Genomic DNA, 19,778 nt, shown 5'->3' on the forward strand with positions numbered 1-19,778 from the left:
TTATGTACGATGATCTGGTCGCGTTCGCGATAACACTTAAACTGGCTGCAATCACCACTGTGATACTGCTGTTAATTGGCACACCGCTGGCTTGGTGGTTGGCACGCAGCCAGTGGCGCTATAAATTTTTAGTCGAAACCGTTATTGCACTACCGTTAGTATTACCTCCCACCGTGCTCGGTTTTTATTTGCTCGTGATGCTTGGCCCGAATGGCCTTATTGGTGGTCTATCGGAAGCATTAGGTGGCCGTCCTCTCGCCTTTACCTTTACCGGGCTTGTTATTGGTTCTGTTTTTTATTCTCTCCCCTTCGTGGTACAGCCACTCCAAAACGTGTTTACGGCGATCGGCGAAAATGTCATGGAACAAGCAGCCACATTACGAGCTGGGCCGATTGATCGTTTTTTCAGTGTGATGGTGCCGATGGCCAGACCTGGCTTCTTAACCGCCGCAGTGCTGGGCTTTGCCCATACGATTGGCGAGTTTGGCGTCGTGTTAATGATTGGTGGCAATATTCCCGGTTCGACGAAAGTCATTTCTATCGCTATCTATGATCATGTCGAATCACTTGAATATGCACAGGCACACTGGCTAGCAGCCGTGTTGTTACTTCTGTCATTTCTGTTATTGATGGCCGTTTATGGGCTTAATCGTCGTTTCAGTGTGTTGCGCTCATGAAACTGGACGTCAACCTTTCTATCCCCAGAAAAGACTTTGATGTCAACGTCAGCTTAACCGTGTCGTCTAGTCAGGTTACCGCCGTGTTTGGTCCCTCAGGCTGCGGAAAAACCAGTTTGATGCGAGCGATTGCCGGACTCGAAAGTTCAGCAACAGGCTTCATCAAAATGGCGGATCAAGTATGGCAGGATGCCCACTATTTTCGACCTGCTCACCAACGTGATATCGGTTTTGTATTTCAGGATGCGAGTTTATTCCCACACCTCAACGTGTTTGATAATTTGCAGTTTGGTTTAAAACGGCAGGCCAAAGATAAGCGTCGCGTCTCCTTAGAGCAGGCTATAGACTTGTTAGGCTTATCCCCTTTATTGGAACGCAGCATTGATAAACTATCAGGTGGTGAGAAACAACGTGTTGCTATCGCACGTGCTGTAGCAACCTCGCCTGCCGTCTTGTTATTTGATGAACCGCTGGCAGCCGTAGATGCCGCCCATAAACAAGAGATTCTCCGTTATATCCAGTCTTTGCATTGTGAGCTGGATATTCCGATGTTGTACGTCAGCCACCAGATGGATGAAGTCGCTCGCCTCAGTAACAACCTATTGTTATTAGAGAAAGGCCAGCAACTAGCCAGTGGCCGCACGGTAGAAATGTTATCGCAACTGACATTGCCTTTCGCCCACTATGAAGAAGCCGCCGCTGTCTTAGATACGGTTGTCACCGCACATGACGACGATTATGGTCTCAGTTCATTGGCATTTGCCGGTGGGCATATCACGGTAAGTCGCGATAACTTGAAACAGGGCGATAAAGTCAGGCTTAGGATTATGGCTCGTGATGTCAGTCTTTCCCTGCAACATCCCGAACAGACCAGTATTTTAAATATCTTACCAGCCACTATCGAGTCGATGGTCAACGAAGGTCATGCCCAAAAACTGATCCGACTAAACGTGGGCGGTCAAATCATTCTCAGCCGGATCACAGCAAAATCCGTCGATCAATTACAACTAACGGCCGGCAAATCGGTGTTTGCTCAAGTAAAAGCCGTTTCATTATTAATCTAAACACTCCTTTTCTTTTCTCAGGTTGCTGTCATTGTGCCGTCATCATTTTATGAGTTAATGACGAGTATGTAGTCACATTTTCATCTCAACGCTGTTAACACCGCTACGTGGTGTTATCCAAGACATCTTCTGAGCCGCGCTTTATGATTTTAAACCCACAACGAACACGCCATATAGGGCTGGTAATATTACTGTTACCTAGCCTTTTTATGATCTTCAGCTTTTATCCGTTGAGTGATAATAAACAAGCAGGCGCCGCTGGCGACTGGGACTTGAACTATCATTACGATATGGGCGCCCCCATCACTATCGCCGACATTAAAGACAACTTGTCAGGTTTAACTTATCACCCAGACAGTGACCACCTGTTTGCCGTCTTGAATAACCCTGAAGAAATCATCGAGCTCAGCAAACAGGGCAAGATTATCCGGCGTATAGCATTGAATGGCTTTATCGATACGGAAAGTATCGATTACCTTGGTAACGGCCTCTTTGTTGTTTCCGAAGAGCGCCGGCATCGTCTGGTATTTTTCTATATAGACTCGACAACTACAATGATTGATTATGCCAATGTGGATCACATCCCATTAAACTGGGCCAGCGACGAAAACAAAGGTATGGAAGGTGTTGCCTGGTCGGCTCGTTACGGCTTTTTCGTCTTACAAGAGCAACCACCTAAACTCGTTCACCATACCCCACATGATGCTGAACCGTTGCTGGATGCTTCTCGGCTGAATGATAGTTTGCCCGACGAGGTCTCAGATTATGCCGGTATCAGCATGTTACAGGCGGGTGAAGAATATCTCCTGGTATTAAGTGAAGAATCGCATAAGCTGCATGCTTTGAACCTTCAGGGGCAGCCCGTATCCAAGTTATCCTTAACAACAGGCCTGTTTAATCTATGGCCTTTAATGGAGCAACCTGAGGGCGTTGCTGTCGACAAGGATGGCAATATTTTTATCGTCGGGGAGCCGAATCAAATGCTGACGCTAACACGCAAAACACGATTGGCGCAGATCCCAGATAAACCACGATCTTAATAAAAAAGGCGGTCACAGACCGCCTTTTTAACTCAGTTAAGGGCTTTCAAACTACACGTCATACGTCGACGCAGACACATCACCACCCCGCCCCGTCCAATTAGTATGGAAGAACTCACCACGTGGTTTATCCAGCCGCTCATAGGTATGAGCACCAAAGTAATCACGTTGCGCCTGCAATAGGTTTGCGGGCAAACGTTCGCTACGATAGCCATCATAAAATGACAATGCACTACTGAATGTTGGCGCGGGCACACCTAACGCCACTGCCGTTCCCACCGCTTTACGCCAGCCGGGTAAGGCTTGGGTAATCGCGCCGATAAAGAAGTCATCCAACAGCAGGTTTTCAAGTGTCGGGTTTACATCAAAGGCATCACGGATTTTGCTTAAGAACTGGCTACGGATAATACAACCGCCGCGCCACATCAACGCAATCCCACCATAGTTGAGTTCCCAACCATAAATCTCGGCCGCTTCACGCATCAGCATGTAGCCTTGGGCGTAAGAAATGATTTTTGATGCATAGAGCGCATCACGAATGGCATCGACCATCTCTTTTTTGTCACCGTCAAAGGTCGCTGAAATATCGGGTAAGACTTTTGAGGCACGAACACGTTCTTCTTTACGGGCTGACAGACAACGGGCAAATACAGCTTCGCCAATCAATGTCAAAGGAATACCCAGATCTAAGGCATTCATGCCGGTCCATTTACCGGTGCCCTTTTGACCGGCTGTGTCGAGGATATGGTCAATCAGTAATTCACCATCGTCATCGCGTACGGCCAATATATCGCGGGTAATTTCAATCAGGTAAGAGTCGAGCACACCTTCGTTCCATTCAGCAAACACTTGCTGAATTTCATCTCCGGACATGCCCAGGCCTTCGCGCATCATTTGATAGGCTTCGCAGATCAACTGCATATCGCCGTATTCAATACCGTTGTGCACCATTTTGACGTAGTGGCCGGCGCCATCATTGCCCACCCAGTCGCAACAGGGTTCACCATCCACATGGGCGGCAATAGATTGGAAGATGGGTTTGATATGAGGCCAGGCAGCATGATTACCACCGGGCATCAGTGATGGTCCGTGACGGGCACCTTCTTCACCACCGGAGACACCACTACCAATAAATAGAATGCCTTTTTTGTGCAGCTCATGCGTGCGACGGTCACTGTCGTTATACAGCGAGTTACCGCCATCAATAATAATGTCACCTTTGTCGAGGTAAGGCACGAGTTGTTCGATAAACGCGTCCACAACGGGGCCCGCTTTCACCATCAGCATGATTCTACGGGGGGCTTTTAAGCTCTCGACAAAGGCTTTCAGCTCGTGAAACCCGAGAATATTTGTCCCTTTTGCAGGGCCGTCGAGAAACTCATCGACTTTGCTGGTTGTGCGGTTGAAGACCGATACGGTAAACCCGTTATCGTTCATATTGAGAACCAAATTCTGACCCATTACTGCAAGGCCAACTAAACCAATATCCGCCTTAGCGGGGTTGTCCACTTCACTCATAATTATCTACACACCTTTATGTATTCACCAATAGCTTCACGCGTTGACCCAACCACTAATCGACGTTGACCCGAGGCTGAGTCACATTCAATGGCACCAGATACTTCAATTGTTTCCCCTGCAATAGCCTGACCGACATAGGTATGAGTAAAGGACACCACTTCCGGGGTCATTTCATTGTCAATCAGATAACGGGCAGGAAAATCAAAAGCCCGATGGTCATCTAACACCACGGCTTTGACGGTAGAAACACCTTGTTTAATGTAATGATGATGGTCATGTTCTAACTCATCAGGAAGACAGACCATACCGATATCAAACTTGGTGCCATCAATTGCTGCTTTATTGAATTTGCGAGATTCGTGCCATGCAAAGTCATCAAAGTTAAGGTCGCCGCCACGGCGGTTAAAATTGTCTTTCATCAATGATAAATCCAGTTCATCGAACAGCCCGGAAGCCACAGCCTGCTTGACGGCATCGCGAGTCTGATGAAACGCTTGTCGACCATAAACGACGAGGTCGATATCAGAGCCTTTTTTTTGCTGGCCGATCAGCATAGAACCAGTCAGCCCCAAAAAGTCACAATTGACGCCAAACTGCACCAAAATAGTGATTAATTTATGTAGTTTTTGCTCTATTTCATCTTGGGGTTTTGCCGCAAGCAAGGCTTTTAATCGTTGCTCTGGCCGGTGATGTTTAACCACATCAGACATGTTGACTGCGTGAAATTCTGCGTCGAATTGTTTGGATTTGAATAGATACTGAGGATGATGGCGAGACAGCAAACGGTTGGCTTGGGCTGTATCCACTTTTTGCCATGCATCACCACTACTTGCATAGCGTAAAAAGCTACCCACTTTTTGCTGATGTGGGTGATAACTGACTACAGCGAACATGAGACCGTCCTTTGTCTGGACAAAATCTTTCGGCAAATACGGAAAATCTGCCTGTCTCATTGTTTGCTTAACTCCTGTTTTTTTAATGATGATACAAATCTATTTATTTGAATTTTTTGCCCCACATCCAAAGACCAGTAAAGGACAGGGCGAGCAATAACAACCCTAATACATCGACAAGCAAAACGCCAAAAGCACCTAAAATTCGGCCGTTATGAATATCAATTAGCAACTGCTCAACAGAGATGCCTTGCCCATAAAAAAATTGCTTTAAGTCAGTAGCCACCGAGTCAGGTAACGGATGGGGCTTACTCCATGAGACGCCTTGAAGCGAAATCGGTTCCCACTTATCTAACATAAAATTACTACGCCACATACCATTGCGTGCCTGCAATACCGGCTCACCGTGATAAACACCAATGTTCTGTATAGGCGCAGGTATGCCAGCTTCCGCCCCCAAGCGCTCAATAAACTCGCCATCACGCGTCAGCAATAGCAAAGCATTGTCAGTACCAAGCACCATCAAGTTTTCGAGAACGATACCACCGACCAATGGACGATGAATATGTGTAATGGGTTCAGCATCCACAAAGAGCTGGGTATCGAATTGGGAAAGAATTTTATTATCAACCAGAAACGCCACATCAGGCTCGGCGTCACCGATGCCATAGTGAGACATTAGCCAGTTCCAACTGATGTATCGTTGCTCCAGCTTGAGTAAGCTTGCATGATTCGCAGCAATGCCCGTTAGCACATGACTAAGAAGCAGAAAAGCGATTACCCCGATTGTAATCAGTCCTGCACCCTGTTTTCTACTGGGCATCAATACTCACTCCTCAACAACGATAAACCGTTAGACTGCCAATGATAAAGTAAGATGTGTAGAGTAGATACTCAAAGACACAAAAAAGGCAGCCGCAGCTGCCTTTTTTGGTTGTCACTATCTGTTTAATTAAAAATCAATCGAAGCACCAGCCCAAACAGTTCTTTCAATGTTTGGACGAGCACCAAATGGACTGCGAGAGATAATCTCTTGTCTGTCAAATAGGTTTTCTACTTTCACAAACACCACAGGCCCCATATCCAGACGGTAACGACTCATCAGGTCAACTGTCGTCAGCGCATCAGTTTCATCAAGCAATGAACTAGACTTATTACAACCTGCTACAGCACAAGTTTTGTCGATGTATTTGACCACTGCGTAGTTATTCCAACCACTAGTATGCTCTAAACCAACACGTAAACTGGCCACATTCTCAGGAATACTTTGAAGTGTCAGTCCATCTTGAGCACCACCTTCATCCGTCGTTTCTGCATCGGTATAGGTGTACATCAGATCAACAGGAATATCGAAGTCTCCCGCACTGAACAGGGCGCCCGCCATGAATTCCAAACCTTTCACTTCGGCCCCACCTAATACTTCAGCGCCCGATGTTTGGCCATTACTACATGGGTTACCCACAGAGCATTGCTCTGCAAAGTTTTTGAAATCGCTGTAGAAAGCGATGGCTTCAGAATAGAACAGGCCATTATCGAAACGCACACCCAATTCCCAGTTATCACTGGTTTCTGGTTCGTCGCCATCGTTTGCACCACCACCCAACGGTGTCATGCCCTCATGGAAGCCTGCCAGCACTTGCCAACTGTCCGTCAGATCGTAGCTTGCAGCAATACCTGCCAGATATTCGCGATAGTCGTTTTCACGTTCCTCATCCATGACAGTACGCTGTGCATTAGCGTATTGATTACGTTCCGTTTCCACATCTTCCATACGCAATGACAGATTAAGTAACAGTCTGTCAGTGACTTGGTAGTCGTCGGTCAGCCACAAACTAAATGCATCGGCTTCTTCATAACGGTTATCGCTACCGGTCGGTGCATCAGTGCTTTGGTAGACAAGGTTGCCATTGACTTGATCATAGAACTCTTCTGGTTGGAAACGATCCATTTCATCATGATGGACACGAGCACCAAAATTGAAATCATGATCGCTCAGCAACCAATTAAAGTTGGCTTGAACACCACGTGACTCATAGGAACGATTATTGTTTTTATATGCTAAGCCGGCTACATCACGGTTACCATCGAGAATGGCTTGTGCATTGGCATTACCGCCGTTAGCATCATCAATAATGTTATTGCCTGTTTCAGGATTATCACCATCATATTTAAACCAGTTACGGTTAAACTTGTTCTGGTACACCGTCACGGTTGAAGTAAGGTTCTCACTCCATTCAAAGATATGACTCAGGTTAATGCCTGTGTGGTCATTGTCCATTTCATCGATGTGGGTCAGACCATAACGACGGTTTTCATCACGACGAAAATCAGCATCTGTCAGGCCAGCATACGTCTCGTCTGAGTTTTCTAGTGAACGTTGAATTTTGAACAGGAACTTATTACGTTCCCCTTCCCACGACAACTTGGCAACATAGTCTTCAATCTGGAAGCCACTGTTATCATCATTACGGTCGATATCTTTAAAACCTTGGTAATGACGTTGAGCAGTCTCAATAGAGTAACCCCAAGGACCGGTTTTACCACCGTAGTTGAGATGCAGATCAGCAGAACCGCGATCATTCATCATAAACGTGGCATTACCCTGATTGGTTTCAGGAATAGGCGTAGAAACTAAGTTAACAACGCCACCTACTGTTTGCGGACCATAGCGCAAAAGCGGCGCACCTTTAAGCACTTCAACTGAGTGCATACGTGATGTGGTCGGGAAATAATAAGCGGCTGGGTTAGAGTACGGTGCCGGCGCAATCAACACGCCATCTTCCATCAGCGTGATTTTTTCACTACGTCCTGGTGCCGCTGAACGGATACCAATATTCGGGCGCAAACCAAAACCATCTTCTTCTTGAATATAAATACCAGGAACCGTTTTCAGAACCTGATTAATATCTGTTGCAGCTTCAATCGTCAGTTGTTCATTACTAACAACAGCGGCTGAACCGGGTAATTGTCGTGCCGCAGCAGTATCACCGATGACCGTTACTGTATCTAATTCGGCCGGAACATCTTCAGCAAGAAGCGCCGTTGGGTATCCTCCCGCAGAGGCTGCGATGGCGAATGAACTTGCCAAAATTGTTGGTTTAAATCTCACTATGCTCTCTCCTATCCTCAGTAATTACTAGGAAAAAGTATACATAGATTGCGAATCATTATCATTCACTTTCGTTACTTTTGTAACAAAATCGAATGATTGTTGTTTTTATGTCACATCATGACACGTAACCCCGACTGATAAGGTGCCGCATTCAACTCAAATAAGCCTTTACTCACATCCTGTGCATACTGTGAAAAATGCTGTTCTGTCATACGAATGGTTATCGAGCCCATCGTCAGGTGAATCATCTGACAATCCGGGCAATGCTGAATATCTACGGTGGCTGATTCAAACACCGTTTCTGGTCGACAAGCGGGCGTTGCCATAAGAACTCCTAAAAATTAGTGGCTAGATATAAGTGGCTGAAAGGTTGTCTGGCGAAACTGGCAATACCTCTGCCACCAGCGTTTAGACAAAACTTGCCAACGCTCTTTGATCACAGGTTGATCGTATTGGGTCAGTAGTAAACGATAATTACGACTAATCTGTAATGCCAGACACGGAGAAGGCTGCTGTTGATACTGGTATTCCAACTGTTGGTTTGCCGCTAATAAACAGTCTTTGCGCCAGTCGGGTTGGTTTTTTAGCGGCAGGTTCATGACTGCAAGGTCTTCGCTGCAGTAGACAGCAACATGTTCCAGACGGTGCGCTTAGAGGTTTTATCCAGACAATTAAAGTCGGCAGCGTGAAGCTTGCCTTCTTGGATTAGCCTTTCAAGCTTGTCTTGGTCGAAGGCCAACAAAATGCTTGTTTCGGCTTGGCTATTAAACTGTGCTGTTTTCATCTCTCACCCCTTACAGATAAAAAGTAAGAATGAGTATAAATACAGTTTAATCTAAATGCAAATCATTATCATTAACGACCAGTAACGCCATCCAAAATGCCCTTTTGCCAGATTGGCAACTTACCTCGTTATCAGCAATACGTTAAAGATGCGCACTATTTTCAAGGAGACTTTGGTCTTTATCGTTGCGGTTGGCGTCGTTGTTTCCGTGCTGCTTTTTTGGCTGCTTTTTGTTCACGGACAACTAATACCTCAGCCCATTCCCGTTCGATTATATCGGGTTTTTCCCAGCTGATTAAACCAAGCGTGCCCGCGCGTATTTCGGTCAATATGATTTTTGCTACCCGCTCTAAATCAACGCGCCCTCCTGAGCGTAAACATCCGCGTTTTGTGCCTATCACCTCCAAAGCATCCATCCCTGACTCTGGTATCTCAGACAGACCAAAACGTTGCTTTAACAAATCGGGGTAGGCATCTAACAGATATTCCACGGCATACAGCGCAATATCATCATTATCTATTGCTGTTTCTTTGATGGCACCCGTTATCGCCAAGCGGTAACCGCTGTGAGGGTTTTCCAAGTTAGGCCAAAGCACACCCGGCGTGTCATGCAGCACAATGCCTTTGTCGAGCTTGATCCGTTGCTGCATTTTAGTAATGGCAGGCTCATTACCTGTTTTTGCTATCTGGCGCCCGGCCAGGCTATTGATCAACGTCGATTTTCCGACATTGGGGATGCCCATAATCATGGTTTGAACATTCTTCACGCCTTGCACTTTACCGGGCACCATGCTCAAAGCCAGTGCAATCAAGTCGGCTATGCGATCATTGTGCCGGGCATTCATGGTGAGTGTTTTAACGTTGATGTCCTGCTCCAGATGCGACTGCCAAAGCGCCGTCAGTTCAGGATCGGCCAAGTCGATTTTGTTCAATACCTTAATACAAGGCTTATCACCACGTAATTCCGCCAGCATGGGGTTCTGGCTACTAAATGGGATACGCGCATCCAGCACTTCAATGATGAGATCCACCTGCGGCAGGATCTTCTTCATTTCCTTGCTGGCCTTGTGCATATGGCCGGGATACCACTGAATCGCCATTTACGGACTACCTTGCAGCCATAAAAGCTGTCTGTTTGTGTGTTGTGTCATGCCAATTATTCTAGCTGATTAAGATTTGTCAGGTTGTCTGAGGTATTTACTGATATCGATCTCATCAATCTGAGCGGCTGGCAGGAAGCGTTTGGCATAATCCAAATACACACCGGTTTTGATAAACAACTCGAATACTTCAATATCAACATGCTCGTTTTGCACCATGCCATGCAAAATATCTAAAGCAACACTGACCGGTTTCGCTTTCTTGTAAGGTCTGTCGGCTGCCGTTAAAGCCTCGTAGATATCTGCCAGCACCATGATTCTCTCAGGAATAGAGAGTTGATCGCCTGTCAGTTTGCGAGGGTAACCGGTGCCTTTTATCGTTTCATGATGGGTGGATGCATATCGCGGCACGCGCTTGAGCTCTTCAGGGAAGGGGAGACTCTCCAGCATTTTGATCGTGCTGATCATGTGCTCATTGATTTTGAAGCGATCTTCAGCGCTTAAGGTGCCTCTGGAAATCGACAAGTTGTGTAGCTCACCCAAGTTATAAAGATAATGCGGTACCGTCATTTTGATACCGAACTTGGGATCATAATCAGTACTGTGGACACGCTCCACCAAATGCTCAGGGCGATCAGAGAGTAATTTTTCTTTTGCAGGTAAAGACCGGTTGTCTGCTTCCAGTCTTGCCTTTTCTCCTGACGACAAACCCAGTCGATCATCGAAATAACGATGCCAGGTTATTTCAGCGAGTTCGTGTAAATGTGCCACATCTGCTTCGCTAATGAATTCACCACCGACATTGGCATTGGCGATAAAGGCAAAATCATCACGCAATTTTTGCTGTTTATCGATTTTTGCTTTTTCCAAGCTGGCAGCATTCGCACCCGGCTCAGCCTTTTTAATCAGATAGTCAATTTCAGCATCCCGCCACAGCACTTCAAACCGCATTCTAACTTCATGAATCCGATTATAAATGGTCTCCAGCTTGGTACCTTTATCGATAATATGTTCTGGTGTTGTGATTTTGCCGCAGTCATGTAGCCAAGCAGCGACCTGGAATTCACGCCATTCTTTGCTCGATTTGAAAGCAAATTCATTGAAAGGCTCTTCAGCGCATTCTTCAGCCTCTTTTGCCAGCATAAAGGCCAGTTGAGGCACACGTTCACAATGACCTGCCGTATGTGGTGACTTATCATCGATCGCCTGAGCAATAACTTTGATAAAGGCATCAAGCAGTTCTTCTTGTTGTGTTTCATGACGTTGTATCGCCGCTGACATATTCGTCATTGAACCAGCCAAATCCCCCACTTCTACAATGCTGCTTTCTACATTGGTGACCTCTTTGTAGCGACGCTGGGTAATTTTTTCACTGTCTTCAGCCAATTGGCGAATAGGGTTCACTATCGGTGAGGCCAGCAACCAAGAGATGGGTAATAACAACAGCAAAGCAGCCGCTGTTAACCAGATCGATGTTTTCACTTTTGCAATGCCCGGTGCAAGTACCGTATCCACCGGAGTTACGATAGCGAAGTAATCTTGTTTACCGTCTGCTTCTCCAAACGGCGTGGCATAAACAAAATGCTCACGACCATTAAGCATGACGGTTTCAAGGCCATCAGGCGCTCCCTCTTGCGCCATTTTCATTAACTCGACATAGGGCACGGCACCGAGCTGACGAGTCATCTTAGTGCCGCCTTCCAACCATTTCTCTGCCAATGCTTTTTTATGTTCAGGACCGAGGTTTGCCAGTGCGCTATCAAATAATTGCGTGAGTCCATTTCGCGACTGGTTGATCATAAAATGCAGTAGCATCGGCATCGGCGTATCGCCAAAGTCTAATGGCTGACTGATGACCACATCATCGATAAAAAACTGTTGTGCCGTGTAATTCAGAATAGGGGCGGTATCAATGGCGGCATCAGCCTTCCCCTCCTTTATTGCATTGAACATAGCACGCACATTTTCAACCCGAATCACGTTGATATCGGGAAAGTTGTCTTGCAGGTTATTCGCGACTGACCAACCTTCAGGAATAGCAACCGTCTTACCCGCTAATTCGTCTATATGCGTTATCGGTGTTGCGTTTTCTGCGGTGACCACACCATAAGGGACTTGCAAAAATGGCTCTGTCAGATCGCCTAGCCATTGTTTGTTTTTATCAAAAAAGACCGGTTGCAAAACATCTAGCTCATTCGCCAAAAACATTTCAGCAAGTTCATTCCAACTCAATCCATTCACATAGCGGATCGATAAACCAGTCATTTCTGAAATGTAGTTCAGTACATCTACGGAATAACCATAAGGCTGTCCTGACGCAGCAAAATTAATGGGTGGCCAGTCTATTTCATTCGAAACCGTTAAAAACTCAATCTCCTCAACCAGCTTTTTCTGCTCTGGAGATAAACTCAACTCCGGCGCGGCTGGCAGCGGTTTTGACTTACGTGTTTTTTGGTTTGACGCAATCACTTCGCCGGTTTCTTGATAGAGATAAATCTCGCTATCTTCATTTAACTCTTGAGTTTGTAAAAAGCTCGAAAGTGAAGATAGGGTTATATCGACGGCTAAAACTGCATTATTAGACTCTATCTTAGTCGAATACGTCTCGCCGGGCTCTTGTAGATGTTGGAACAAGTAAGGGGATGTTTTATTAACATTGCCGACTGTGGCATCGATAAACCAGGGACGTTTACGCGGATCATAGTCTGTCGATTGAGAACGAGTGGCACGAAGATTAAACTCCGTATCGTAGTAGTTGAAACGTCGAACACGTTGTGCCCCTTCACCATAGACCCGAACCGTTGCCCACCGATCTTCTGGCTTAGCACGTAACTGCCTTCGCACCTGAGGATTAGACTCCAGGTTGACCAGTTGATAGAAATCACCATTTTCAAAACCGATGTAAACGGCATAAAACAAAGGCGTGCGCTGCATCGCTTCAGCAAAAAGTTGTCTAGAATCCTCAGTGATTCCAGTGATACCGACAAAACGTGTGAACTGGCTAAGGATACGAGCTACTGAGGTTGAGCGACTGTCAACTGTGCTCAAATAATCACGCGTACTAGCGGCGGTTTTCTGATAAACAGATAAGGTCGACTCGGTTGCCATCGTGGTACTGAAAAAGTACTGCAAACTGATCGCAACCGATGCTGTCACCAGCGTCGCGAACAGGAAAAAACCGATTACAGTGGCACGAATGGAAATACGTAATCGTTTTCCGGCAAGCCATGACAACATAAAAAACCCTCAATTTAAGTGGCCTAACTTACCGCCCTAAATTCCTTATTGGGATGTGGTTATGTTTGACCGTGCTACTTTTCTCAACGTTATATCATCGTAAGCGCAGATACACCACTCAACGCTTAGGTATAATGCGCTATTTTATCTACAGCAGAACACATATTATGCCTAAAGCCAGTGAGTTAAAACGCGGGATGGTGGTTGAATTAGTTAATGAACCCTATGTTGTCAAAGACATCGAAATTCGTAACCCGTCATCACGTGGTGCCGCCACATTATACAAAGTGCGATTCAATCATCTTAAGAACAAACAAAAACGAGATGAGTCGCTCAAAGGTGAGGATTTCCTGAAAGAGGTCGATTGTGAGCGCAAGCTGATCCAATTTTCGTATCAGGACGGCGACAGTTTCGTGTTCATGGATAATGAGACATTCGAGCAGTATGCTGTGAATGGTGAGGATATCAAAGATGAGTTAGGTTACATCAGCGACGGTCTCGACAATCTTGTCGCAGTGCTGCTTGAACAACAACTCATTGCTATTGAACTACCCGCTTCGGTCAATTTAACCATTATAGAAACCTCCCCCGGTATCAAAGGCGCAACAGCCGCTGCTCGTACCAAACCCGCCACGTTATCAACGGGGATTGAAGTACAAGTGCCTGAATATATTGAGAACGGTGAAGTTATCAAAGTGAACACCACCACGGGTAAATTTATGTCTCGTGCTTAGCTCACGCCCCTTTTGCTTTTTATTCGCTATGATGATGCTAACGCTCTATGCCAAACCTGACTCCTAGGATGCTGACTTAACTCGCTATGCGACAAAAAATAAAACAGTATTTATTTATTAGTCTCGGCTGGGCGTTTGTTGTATTAGGTGCAATCGGCGCCGTGGTTCCGTTACTGCCGACAACACCTTTCCTGATACTGGCACTGGCCTGTTTTGCAGAAAACTCACCCCGCTTTCACAATATGCTGCTGCACCACCGATGGTTTGGACCTGCATTACAGCAATGGGAAAAAAATCACACCATCCGGCATAGCGTGAAGAAAAAGGTTTATCTACTGATTATTGTGACATTCGGTATTTCTATCACAGTGTTGTGGGGACGACCTTGGCTTCAGCTGATGCTGGTTGGGATCTGTTTGATCCTGTTATGGTTTATTTCCCGTATTAAAGAATCGGAGCATCTGCCCCCATGAATGCAAGCGAGGCCATCAAACAACGTCATTCCGTCAGACGTTTTTTAGAAAAGACCGTCAGCCACGATCAGGTAAGAGAGCTATTGGATATTGCCCGCCATGCGCCTTCTGGTGCAAACACACAACCATGGCAAGTGGCAGTATTATCCGGTGCTCGCAAACAGGCGCTTGCTGAGCAAATTGTCGATGCTTTCGATACGGGACAGACGGATACGCCAGACTATGAATACTATCCAACCGTTTGGCAGGAACCTTACCTTAGCCGCCGTCGAGCATGTGGTTTACAGCTGTATCAAAGCCTTGGCATTACGCGTCAAGATAAAACAGCACAAAAAGCCCAATGGGCAGCCAATTACCGTGCCTTTGATGCACCCGTGATGCTGATATTTTGGATGGAAGGCATCATGCAGACCGGTTCTTTCATGGACTTTGGCATGTTCCTACAATCTTTAATGATTAGTGCCGTTGAAGCCGGCCTTGCCAGCTGTCCGCAAGCGGCTTTGGCTGAGTATCCCAACATAATTAGACCCGCTCTGGACTTACCTGAAGACGCCCTTATTTTGTGTGGTATGGCCTTAGGTTACGAAGATACAACAGCACCTGTTAATCAATACCGAACAGCGCGAGAAGCTGTCGACACCTTTACCCATTTCTACGACTAAACGGAGATTTTATGTCATTACAGGACTTTTTAACGCAATTAGCCTCCTCACCCGAGACCATCGAATTTGATGACACCATGGCAGTCATTGATGAGCACTACCATTTCACGCCCACCGCATTTAACAATGGTGAGTGTGAAAACGATGCGGGACAAAACAACGGCTCATGCAAAATTCTGGCATTCGGCGACATGCAGGGTTTGACTGTTGAGCAAGCATTAGCGTGTTTCGGTAAATTTTATCGAGAGGATGTGCTGGGTAATCCGGACGGTCATGACCATCAAAATATCCGTAATTTTATGAAATCAGGCTGGTCCGGTATTCATTTCACCAAACAAGCGTTAACGCCCAAGTGATAAGCGCTTATAAATACGCTTGATAATAAGCATATATGCTATTATAGGCGGTTTGAAAAACTTCCCTTTTACCTAACACAGATAGAGAAAAATGGAATTACAACCAAACGAGAAGTCTGAAGCGCGCTTTCTTTTACTCGAGGGTGTTCACCAAAACGCAGTGACCACACTTGAAAATGCAGGCTACACCAATATCGAATACCTGACCCATGCCCTCGATGAAGAAACCCTTATCGAGAAAATCAAAGGCGTTCGCTTCATTGGTATCCGTTCAAGAACCCAGCTAACAAAGAAAGTGTTGGATGCTGCGGATAGATTGGCAGCGATTGGCTGTTTTTGCATAGGCACCAACCAAGTTGACCTGCATAGCGCGAAAATTAAAGGCATTCCCGTGTTCAACGCACCGTATTCCAATACACGCTCTGTAGCAGAGTTGGTGATTGGGCAATTAATCTTGCTGCTTCGCGGTATTCCAGAAAAAAATCACGCTGTTCACAACGGTAGCTGGCCGAAGTCTGCCAAAGCGTCAAATGAGGCACGAGGCAAAACATTAGGTATCGTTGGTTACGGCAATATCGGCTCACAGCTGTCTGTGTTGGCTGAAAGTCTGGGTATGAATGTTATCTACTACGATGTTGTGACAAAACTGCCCTTGGGTAATGCCAACCAGGTTGGCACCATGCATGAATTATTAAGCCAGTCAGACGTCGTATCACTTCATGTTCCAGAGGTTGATTCAACCCAGAATATGATGAAGAAAGCACAGTTTGAACAAATGAAAACCGGCGCTATTTTCATCAACGCTGCACGCGGTTCATGTGTCGATATTGATGACTTGGCAGAAGCGATTGAGTCGAAGAAATTAGCCGGGGCAGCCATCGACGTATTTCCGTCTGAGCCTAAATCTAATGAAGAACCGTTAGATTCTCCGCTAAGAGGTTATCCGAATGTGATTTTGACACCGCATATCGGTGGTTCAACAGTTGAAGCACAAGTGAATATCGGGCTCGAAGTTGCTGAAAAGTTTGTACAGTATGCAAATTATGGCAGCACAGTATCGTCTGTGAACTTCCCTGAAATTGCTATGCAACAACAGCCCGATACGCATCGTATTTTGCATATTCATCACAACCAACCGGGCGTTCTGTCACACGTGAATCAGCTCTTTGCTAAGCACAATATTAATATCGTTGCGCAAAGCATGATGACTCGTGATGAGATTGGATATTTAATACTCGACGTTAATCAATTAGACACTAAGCTCGCCTTCGAGAACTTGCATAGTGTTGAAGGAACCATTCGCTTACGCGTTTTGTACTAATCTTCGCAGAGTAGTGTTAAAAAAAGGCCTGTTTGCTAGCAAACAGGCCTTTTTTGTTTTTCAGATCACTTATTTTTCAGACCAGTTTCTTCGCTTACTGGTTTTGCCAATACCTGGATTAAAGGTGTTAGTTGGATCTATCGCTTTATAAAACGATTTTAATGTTGGCTTGGCAGCATATTCATGGCCCACATTATGCTCCGCAGGGTATTCAGCACCACGCGCATCAAACGACGCCAAAATTTTCTGTTTTAACTGCTTCGCATCCACGCCTTTCTTCAATACATAATTCTGATGCATAACATGACAAAACAAGTGCCCGTAGTAAAACTTAGCGTCGATTAGATTATCGATTTCAGGCGGTAATTCCTCGAACCAGGCCTGCTCGTTGCGTCGAAGCGCCACATCTACCGTCATCATCGGCCCCACATCTTTGCGTTTCATAACGTGGTAACGCCCAATCGCGCCGCCGGCAACGAAACGATGCAAAATCGCTTTTTCACCTTCTTCCGGAGTGCATTCGAAATAACTGCCCTCGTTAGCAGCAAAAAACTGCTCTAAATAGGCTTTTGCTTCACTAATACCCTCACCACTCATCTCAACAATCCAGTGATGTTGATATTGGGCATGGTATTGCTCCATGCGTTTTGGCAAATGATTGGGCCAAAGATAACTTAAATACTGCATGATACGATCAGACATTTTGGCCGGTAAAAAGGTCAGTTTATCCGCGAATCGATCTACCGTTCTTTTAATATTAAACATCTTGGGAATGTATTTGGATCCCAGCTTTTCTATCACTAAAAAGGTGTCTTTACCGTATTTCTTACTGACCGCATAACAATCCCGGTGCAAATACTCGCCGGAAACAGGTAAGTTTTTGAATGTGGATAGCATTTCGCGGCGTATTTTTTCAAACACCGACGCATCATTACTACCAATGTAGAACACTTGTTTGTTCTCAGTAGGATAGGTGTCCAGTCGCACTGCAAAAACGGCTAACTTACCGGCGCAACCAGAAGCCTCGTGCAATCGCCGCCCATCGTTATTAAAACGAGCTGGGGTAGCGGCATCAACCTCTCTTACCCGATGGTGATATTCATGATCCGAAGCAAGTTTCTCAGTCTGCTGAATATCAGCCTGGCTGTAGTTTTTGCTTTCAAGGTTCGACAAGATTTCTTCTGGCGACGAACCCAACGCTATTCCTAAATTATTAACTAACTTCAGTTCGCCTTTCTCATCCACTTCCGCGTACAGGGCTAATTCAGTATAGGCTGGCCCCCGCTGGACAAGGGCGCCACCAGAGTTATTACATACCCCCCCGACAATCGACGCACCAATACATGACGAACCAATCACAGAGTGCGGCTCACGGCCATAAGGCGCTAGCGTATCTTCTAAGCCAAATAAAGTACTGCCCGGAAAGCCAATAATTTGCTTTGCATTATCAATAAGCTGAATATCATCCAGTCGCATGGTATTGATAATGACCAAATCTCGGTCGTAGTCATCACCGTTGGGTGTTGAACCGCCAGTGAGTCCGGTATTTGCCGCCTGCATGATGATTGCCATATCGTGCTTTACACACACACTCAAAACACGCCATATTTCGACTAAAGTGGCCGGTTTCACTACGGCTAACGCTTCACCCGAACCAAACCGAAACCCCTTAGTGAATGGTTGTTTCTTGGCCGAATCGATTAATGTGTACGGCGAACCAACGATTGATTCCAGTTGATTAATAATGGCGCTCTTGTTTGCGTCAGACATACCCTGTACTCAATGAAGTAGTAAGATGGGCGAGATAATTTCGCTAAAACTAAATTATACCGTAAGTTATGGTGTTTTTATTCTCCCCCCCCACTCATGTCGCTGTAGCAAGAAGCATATGGCATTAAGTCAGATAACTTTTTCAATGACAGGGATTGTCCACCTACCCTATCATGACAAGCATTCTCTAAATAATACGACGCTGCTCTATGGACTTTATTCAGGTTTTCGCCTTAGCCCTACTTCAGGGGCTCACCGAGTTTCTACCGATATCTAGCTCTGCGCACCTAATTCTATTACCGATCATTGCTAACTGGCAGGATCAGGGACTCGCCTTTGATGTCGCGGTGCATGTCGGTACATTAACTGCGGTGGTGTTTTATTTTCGTAGCACACTGAAGAAACTGACCGCTGACTGGTTTACCTCTGTCGCAACGCAAAAAAATGTTGGTGATAGCCGCCTTGCCTGGGCTGTCCTATTTGGCACCATTCCAGTGGGCCTGGCAGGCTTGTTAATGGGCGACTGGATCGAAACCGCATTGCGCAGCCCCATAGTCATTGCCATTACCACCATTGGCTTTGGTTTATTGCTCGGCTATGCGGATTGGCAAGGCAAAAGAGTCCGCAGCGAACAGAGCCTCAACTGGCAAGATGTGCTATTTATAGGTGTCGCACAGGCGGTGGCGCTGATACCCGGCACCTCGCGTTCGGGCATCACTATCACTGCGGGACTGATGCTGGGGCTGACGCGAGAAGCGGCAGCACGCTTCTCTTTTTTATTATCTATCCCTGTGATTTTATTAGCGGGTGGACTTAAGACGATAGAGCTCGTACAATCCCCTCTTCGCATTGACTGGGCAGCTTTGGTTTCAGGCGCCTTATTTTCTGCCATAAGTGCCTATATCTGTATTTTTCTGTTTTTGAAAATGCTAGATCGTATTGGCATGTGGCCTTTCGTAATTTACCGCTTAGTACTAGGCGGCTTTTTGCTATGGCTGTTTCTCTAACTTATTGTTGACAGTCACGCAATCAAT

Annotated in this window: 19 protein-coding genes; 9 read left to right on the forward strand and 10 right to left on the reverse strand. The window is 45.9% G+C overall.

Features of this window, described 5'->3' with window-relative positions; all coding sequences use genetic code 11:
- Positions 1–2 precede the first annotated feature (2 nt).
- The 3 genes from modB (at position 3) to MDMS009_RS02050 (ending at position 2,781) form a co-directional block, all read left to right on the forward strand.
- Positions 3–677: a molybdate ABC transporter permease subunit gene (modB, locus tag MDMS009_RS02040; protein WP_008290194.1), complete on the forward strand. Its 675-nt coding sequence runs from the start codon at positions 3–5 to the stop codon at positions 675–677.
- Positions 674–1,741, forward strand: a complete 1,068-nt coding sequence (modC, locus tag MDMS009_RS02045) for a molybdenum ABC transporter ATP-binding protein (protein ID WP_008290203.1) — start codon at positions 674–676, stop codon at positions 1,739–1,741. Before modB ends, modC begins: the two co-directional genes overlap by 4 nt.
- Before the next feature lie 230 nt (positions 1,742–1,971).
- Entirely contained in the window at positions 1,972–2,781 is an 810-nt protein-coding gene (locus MDMS009_RS02050) for an SdiA-regulated domain-containing protein (protein ID WP_237700452.1), read from the forward strand.
- Between the two features lie 51 nt (positions 2,782–2,832).
- On the opposite strand, the gene gnd is transcribed toward MDMS009_RS02050, so the two are convergent.
- The 9 genes from gnd to MDMS009_RS02095 all read right to left on the reverse strand — a co-directional run bounded on the left by gnd (position 2,833) and on the right by MDMS009_RS02095 (position 13,428).
- Complete coding sequence (gene gnd / locus MDMS009_RS02055; RefSeq protein WP_008290181.1) at positions 2,833–4,299, reverse strand: decarboxylating NADP(+)-dependent phosphogluconate dehydrogenase; 1,467 nt, start codon at positions 4,297–4,299, stop codon at positions 2,833–2,835.
- 2 nt (positions 4,300–4,301) lie between these two features.
- A complete protein-coding gene (locus MDMS009_RS02060) occupies positions 4,302–5,195 on the reverse strand; it encodes a nucleotidyltransferase domain-containing protein (protein ID WP_008290182.1) in 894 nt (297 codons plus the stop codon).
- Between the two features lie 103 nt (positions 5,196–5,298).
- Positions 5,299–6,018, reverse strand: coding sequence for a PepSY domain-containing protein (locus MDMS009_RS02065; RefSeq protein WP_008290174.1), 720 nt, complete (start codon positions 6,016–6,018; stop codon positions 5,299–5,301).
- A gap of 129 nt (positions 6,019–6,147) precedes the next feature.
- Positions 6,148–8,304, reverse strand: coding sequence for a TonB-dependent receptor family protein (locus MDMS009_RS02070; protein WP_008290210.1), 2,157 nt, complete (start codon positions 8,302–8,304; stop codon positions 6,148–6,150).
- 113 nt (positions 8,305–8,417) lie between these two features.
- Positions 8,418–8,633, reverse strand: coding sequence for a hypothetical protein (locus tag MDMS009_RS02075; RefSeq protein WP_008290193.1), 216 nt, complete (start codon positions 8,631–8,633; stop codon positions 8,418–8,420).
- A 15-nt stretch (positions 8,634–8,648) separates the two neighbouring features.
- Positions 8,649–8,906 carry a hypothetical protein gene (locus MDMS009_RS02080; protein WP_008290209.1) on the reverse strand — a complete coding sequence of 86 codons (258 nt, stop codon included), beginning with the start codon at positions 8,904–8,906 and terminating at the stop codon, positions 8,649–8,651.
- A complete protein-coding gene (locus MDMS009_RS02085; protein ID WP_036315641.1) occupies positions 8,903–9,091 on the reverse strand; it encodes a hypothetical protein in 189 nt (62 codons plus the stop codon). Before MDMS009_RS02085 ends, MDMS009_RS02080 begins: the two co-directional genes overlap by 4 nt.
- Before the next feature lie 179 nt (positions 9,092–9,270).
- A complete protein-coding gene (ylqF, locus tag MDMS009_RS02090; RefSeq protein ID WP_043887825.1) occupies positions 9,271–10,191 on the reverse strand; it encodes a ribosome biogenesis GTPase YlqF in 921 nt (306 codons plus the stop codon).
- A gap of 69 nt (positions 10,192–10,260) precedes the next feature.
- Positions 10,261–13,428, reverse strand: a complete 3,168-nt coding sequence (locus MDMS009_RS02095; RefSeq protein ID WP_008290183.1) for an HD domain-containing phosphohydrolase — start codon at positions 13,426–13,428, stop codon at positions 10,261–10,263.
- Positions 13,429–13,562: 134 nt separating this feature from the next.
- Here MDMS009_RS02095 and efpL point away from each other — a divergent pair, with 134 nt between their 5' ends.
- The 5 genes from efpL to serA all read left to right on the forward strand — a co-directional run bounded on the left by efpL (position 13,563) and on the right by serA (position 16,974).
- Positions 13,563–14,162 carry an elongation factor P-like protein EfpL gene (gene efpL, locus MDMS009_RS02100; RefSeq protein WP_008290190.1) on the forward strand — a complete coding sequence of 200 codons (600 nt, stop codon included), beginning with the start codon at positions 13,563–13,565 and terminating at the stop codon, positions 14,160–14,162.
- Positions 14,163–14,248: 86 nt separating this feature from the next.
- Positions 14,249–14,635, forward strand: a complete 387-nt coding sequence (locus tag MDMS009_RS02105; RefSeq protein ID WP_008290177.1) for a YbaN family protein — start codon at positions 14,249–14,251, stop codon at positions 14,633–14,635.
- Positions 14,632–15,297, forward strand: a complete 666-nt coding sequence (locus MDMS009_RS02110; RefSeq protein WP_008290176.1) for a nitroreductase — start codon at positions 14,632–14,634, stop codon at positions 15,295–15,297. Before MDMS009_RS02105 ends, MDMS009_RS02110 begins: the two co-directional genes overlap by 4 nt.
- Before the next feature lie 11 nt (positions 15,298–15,308).
- A complete protein-coding gene (locus MDMS009_RS02115; protein WP_008290179.1) occupies positions 15,309–15,653 on the forward strand; it encodes a HopJ type III effector protein in 345 nt (114 codons plus the stop codon).
- A gap of 91 nt (positions 15,654–15,744) precedes the next feature.
- Complete coding sequence (serA, locus tag MDMS009_RS02120; RefSeq protein WP_008290215.1) at positions 15,745–16,974, forward strand: phosphoglycerate dehydrogenase; 1,230 nt, start codon at positions 15,745–15,747, stop codon at positions 16,972–16,974.
- Positions 16,975–17,043: 69 nt separating this feature from the next.
- On the opposite strand, the gene dld is transcribed toward serA, so the two are convergent.
- Positions 17,044–18,744, reverse strand: a complete 1,701-nt coding sequence (gene dld / locus MDMS009_RS02125) for a D-lactate dehydrogenase (protein WP_008290180.1) — start codon at positions 18,742–18,744, stop codon at positions 17,044–17,046.
- Positions 18,745–18,953: 209 nt separating this feature from the next.
- Here dld and MDMS009_RS02130 point away from each other — a divergent pair, with 209 nt between their 5' ends.
- Positions 18,954–19,751 (forward strand): undecaprenyl-diphosphate phosphatase, encoded by a 798-nt coding sequence (locus MDMS009_RS02130; protein ID WP_008290178.1) that lies wholly within the window; start codon positions 18,954–18,956, stop codon positions 19,749–19,751.
- Positions 19,752–19,778: the final 27 nt, after the last annotated feature.

The organism is Methylophaga thiooxydans DMS010, from assembly GCF_000156355.1.
Taxonomy (GTDB): Bacteria; Pseudomonadota; Gammaproteobacteria; order Nitrosococcales; family Methylophagaceae; genus Methylophaga; species Methylophaga thiooxydans.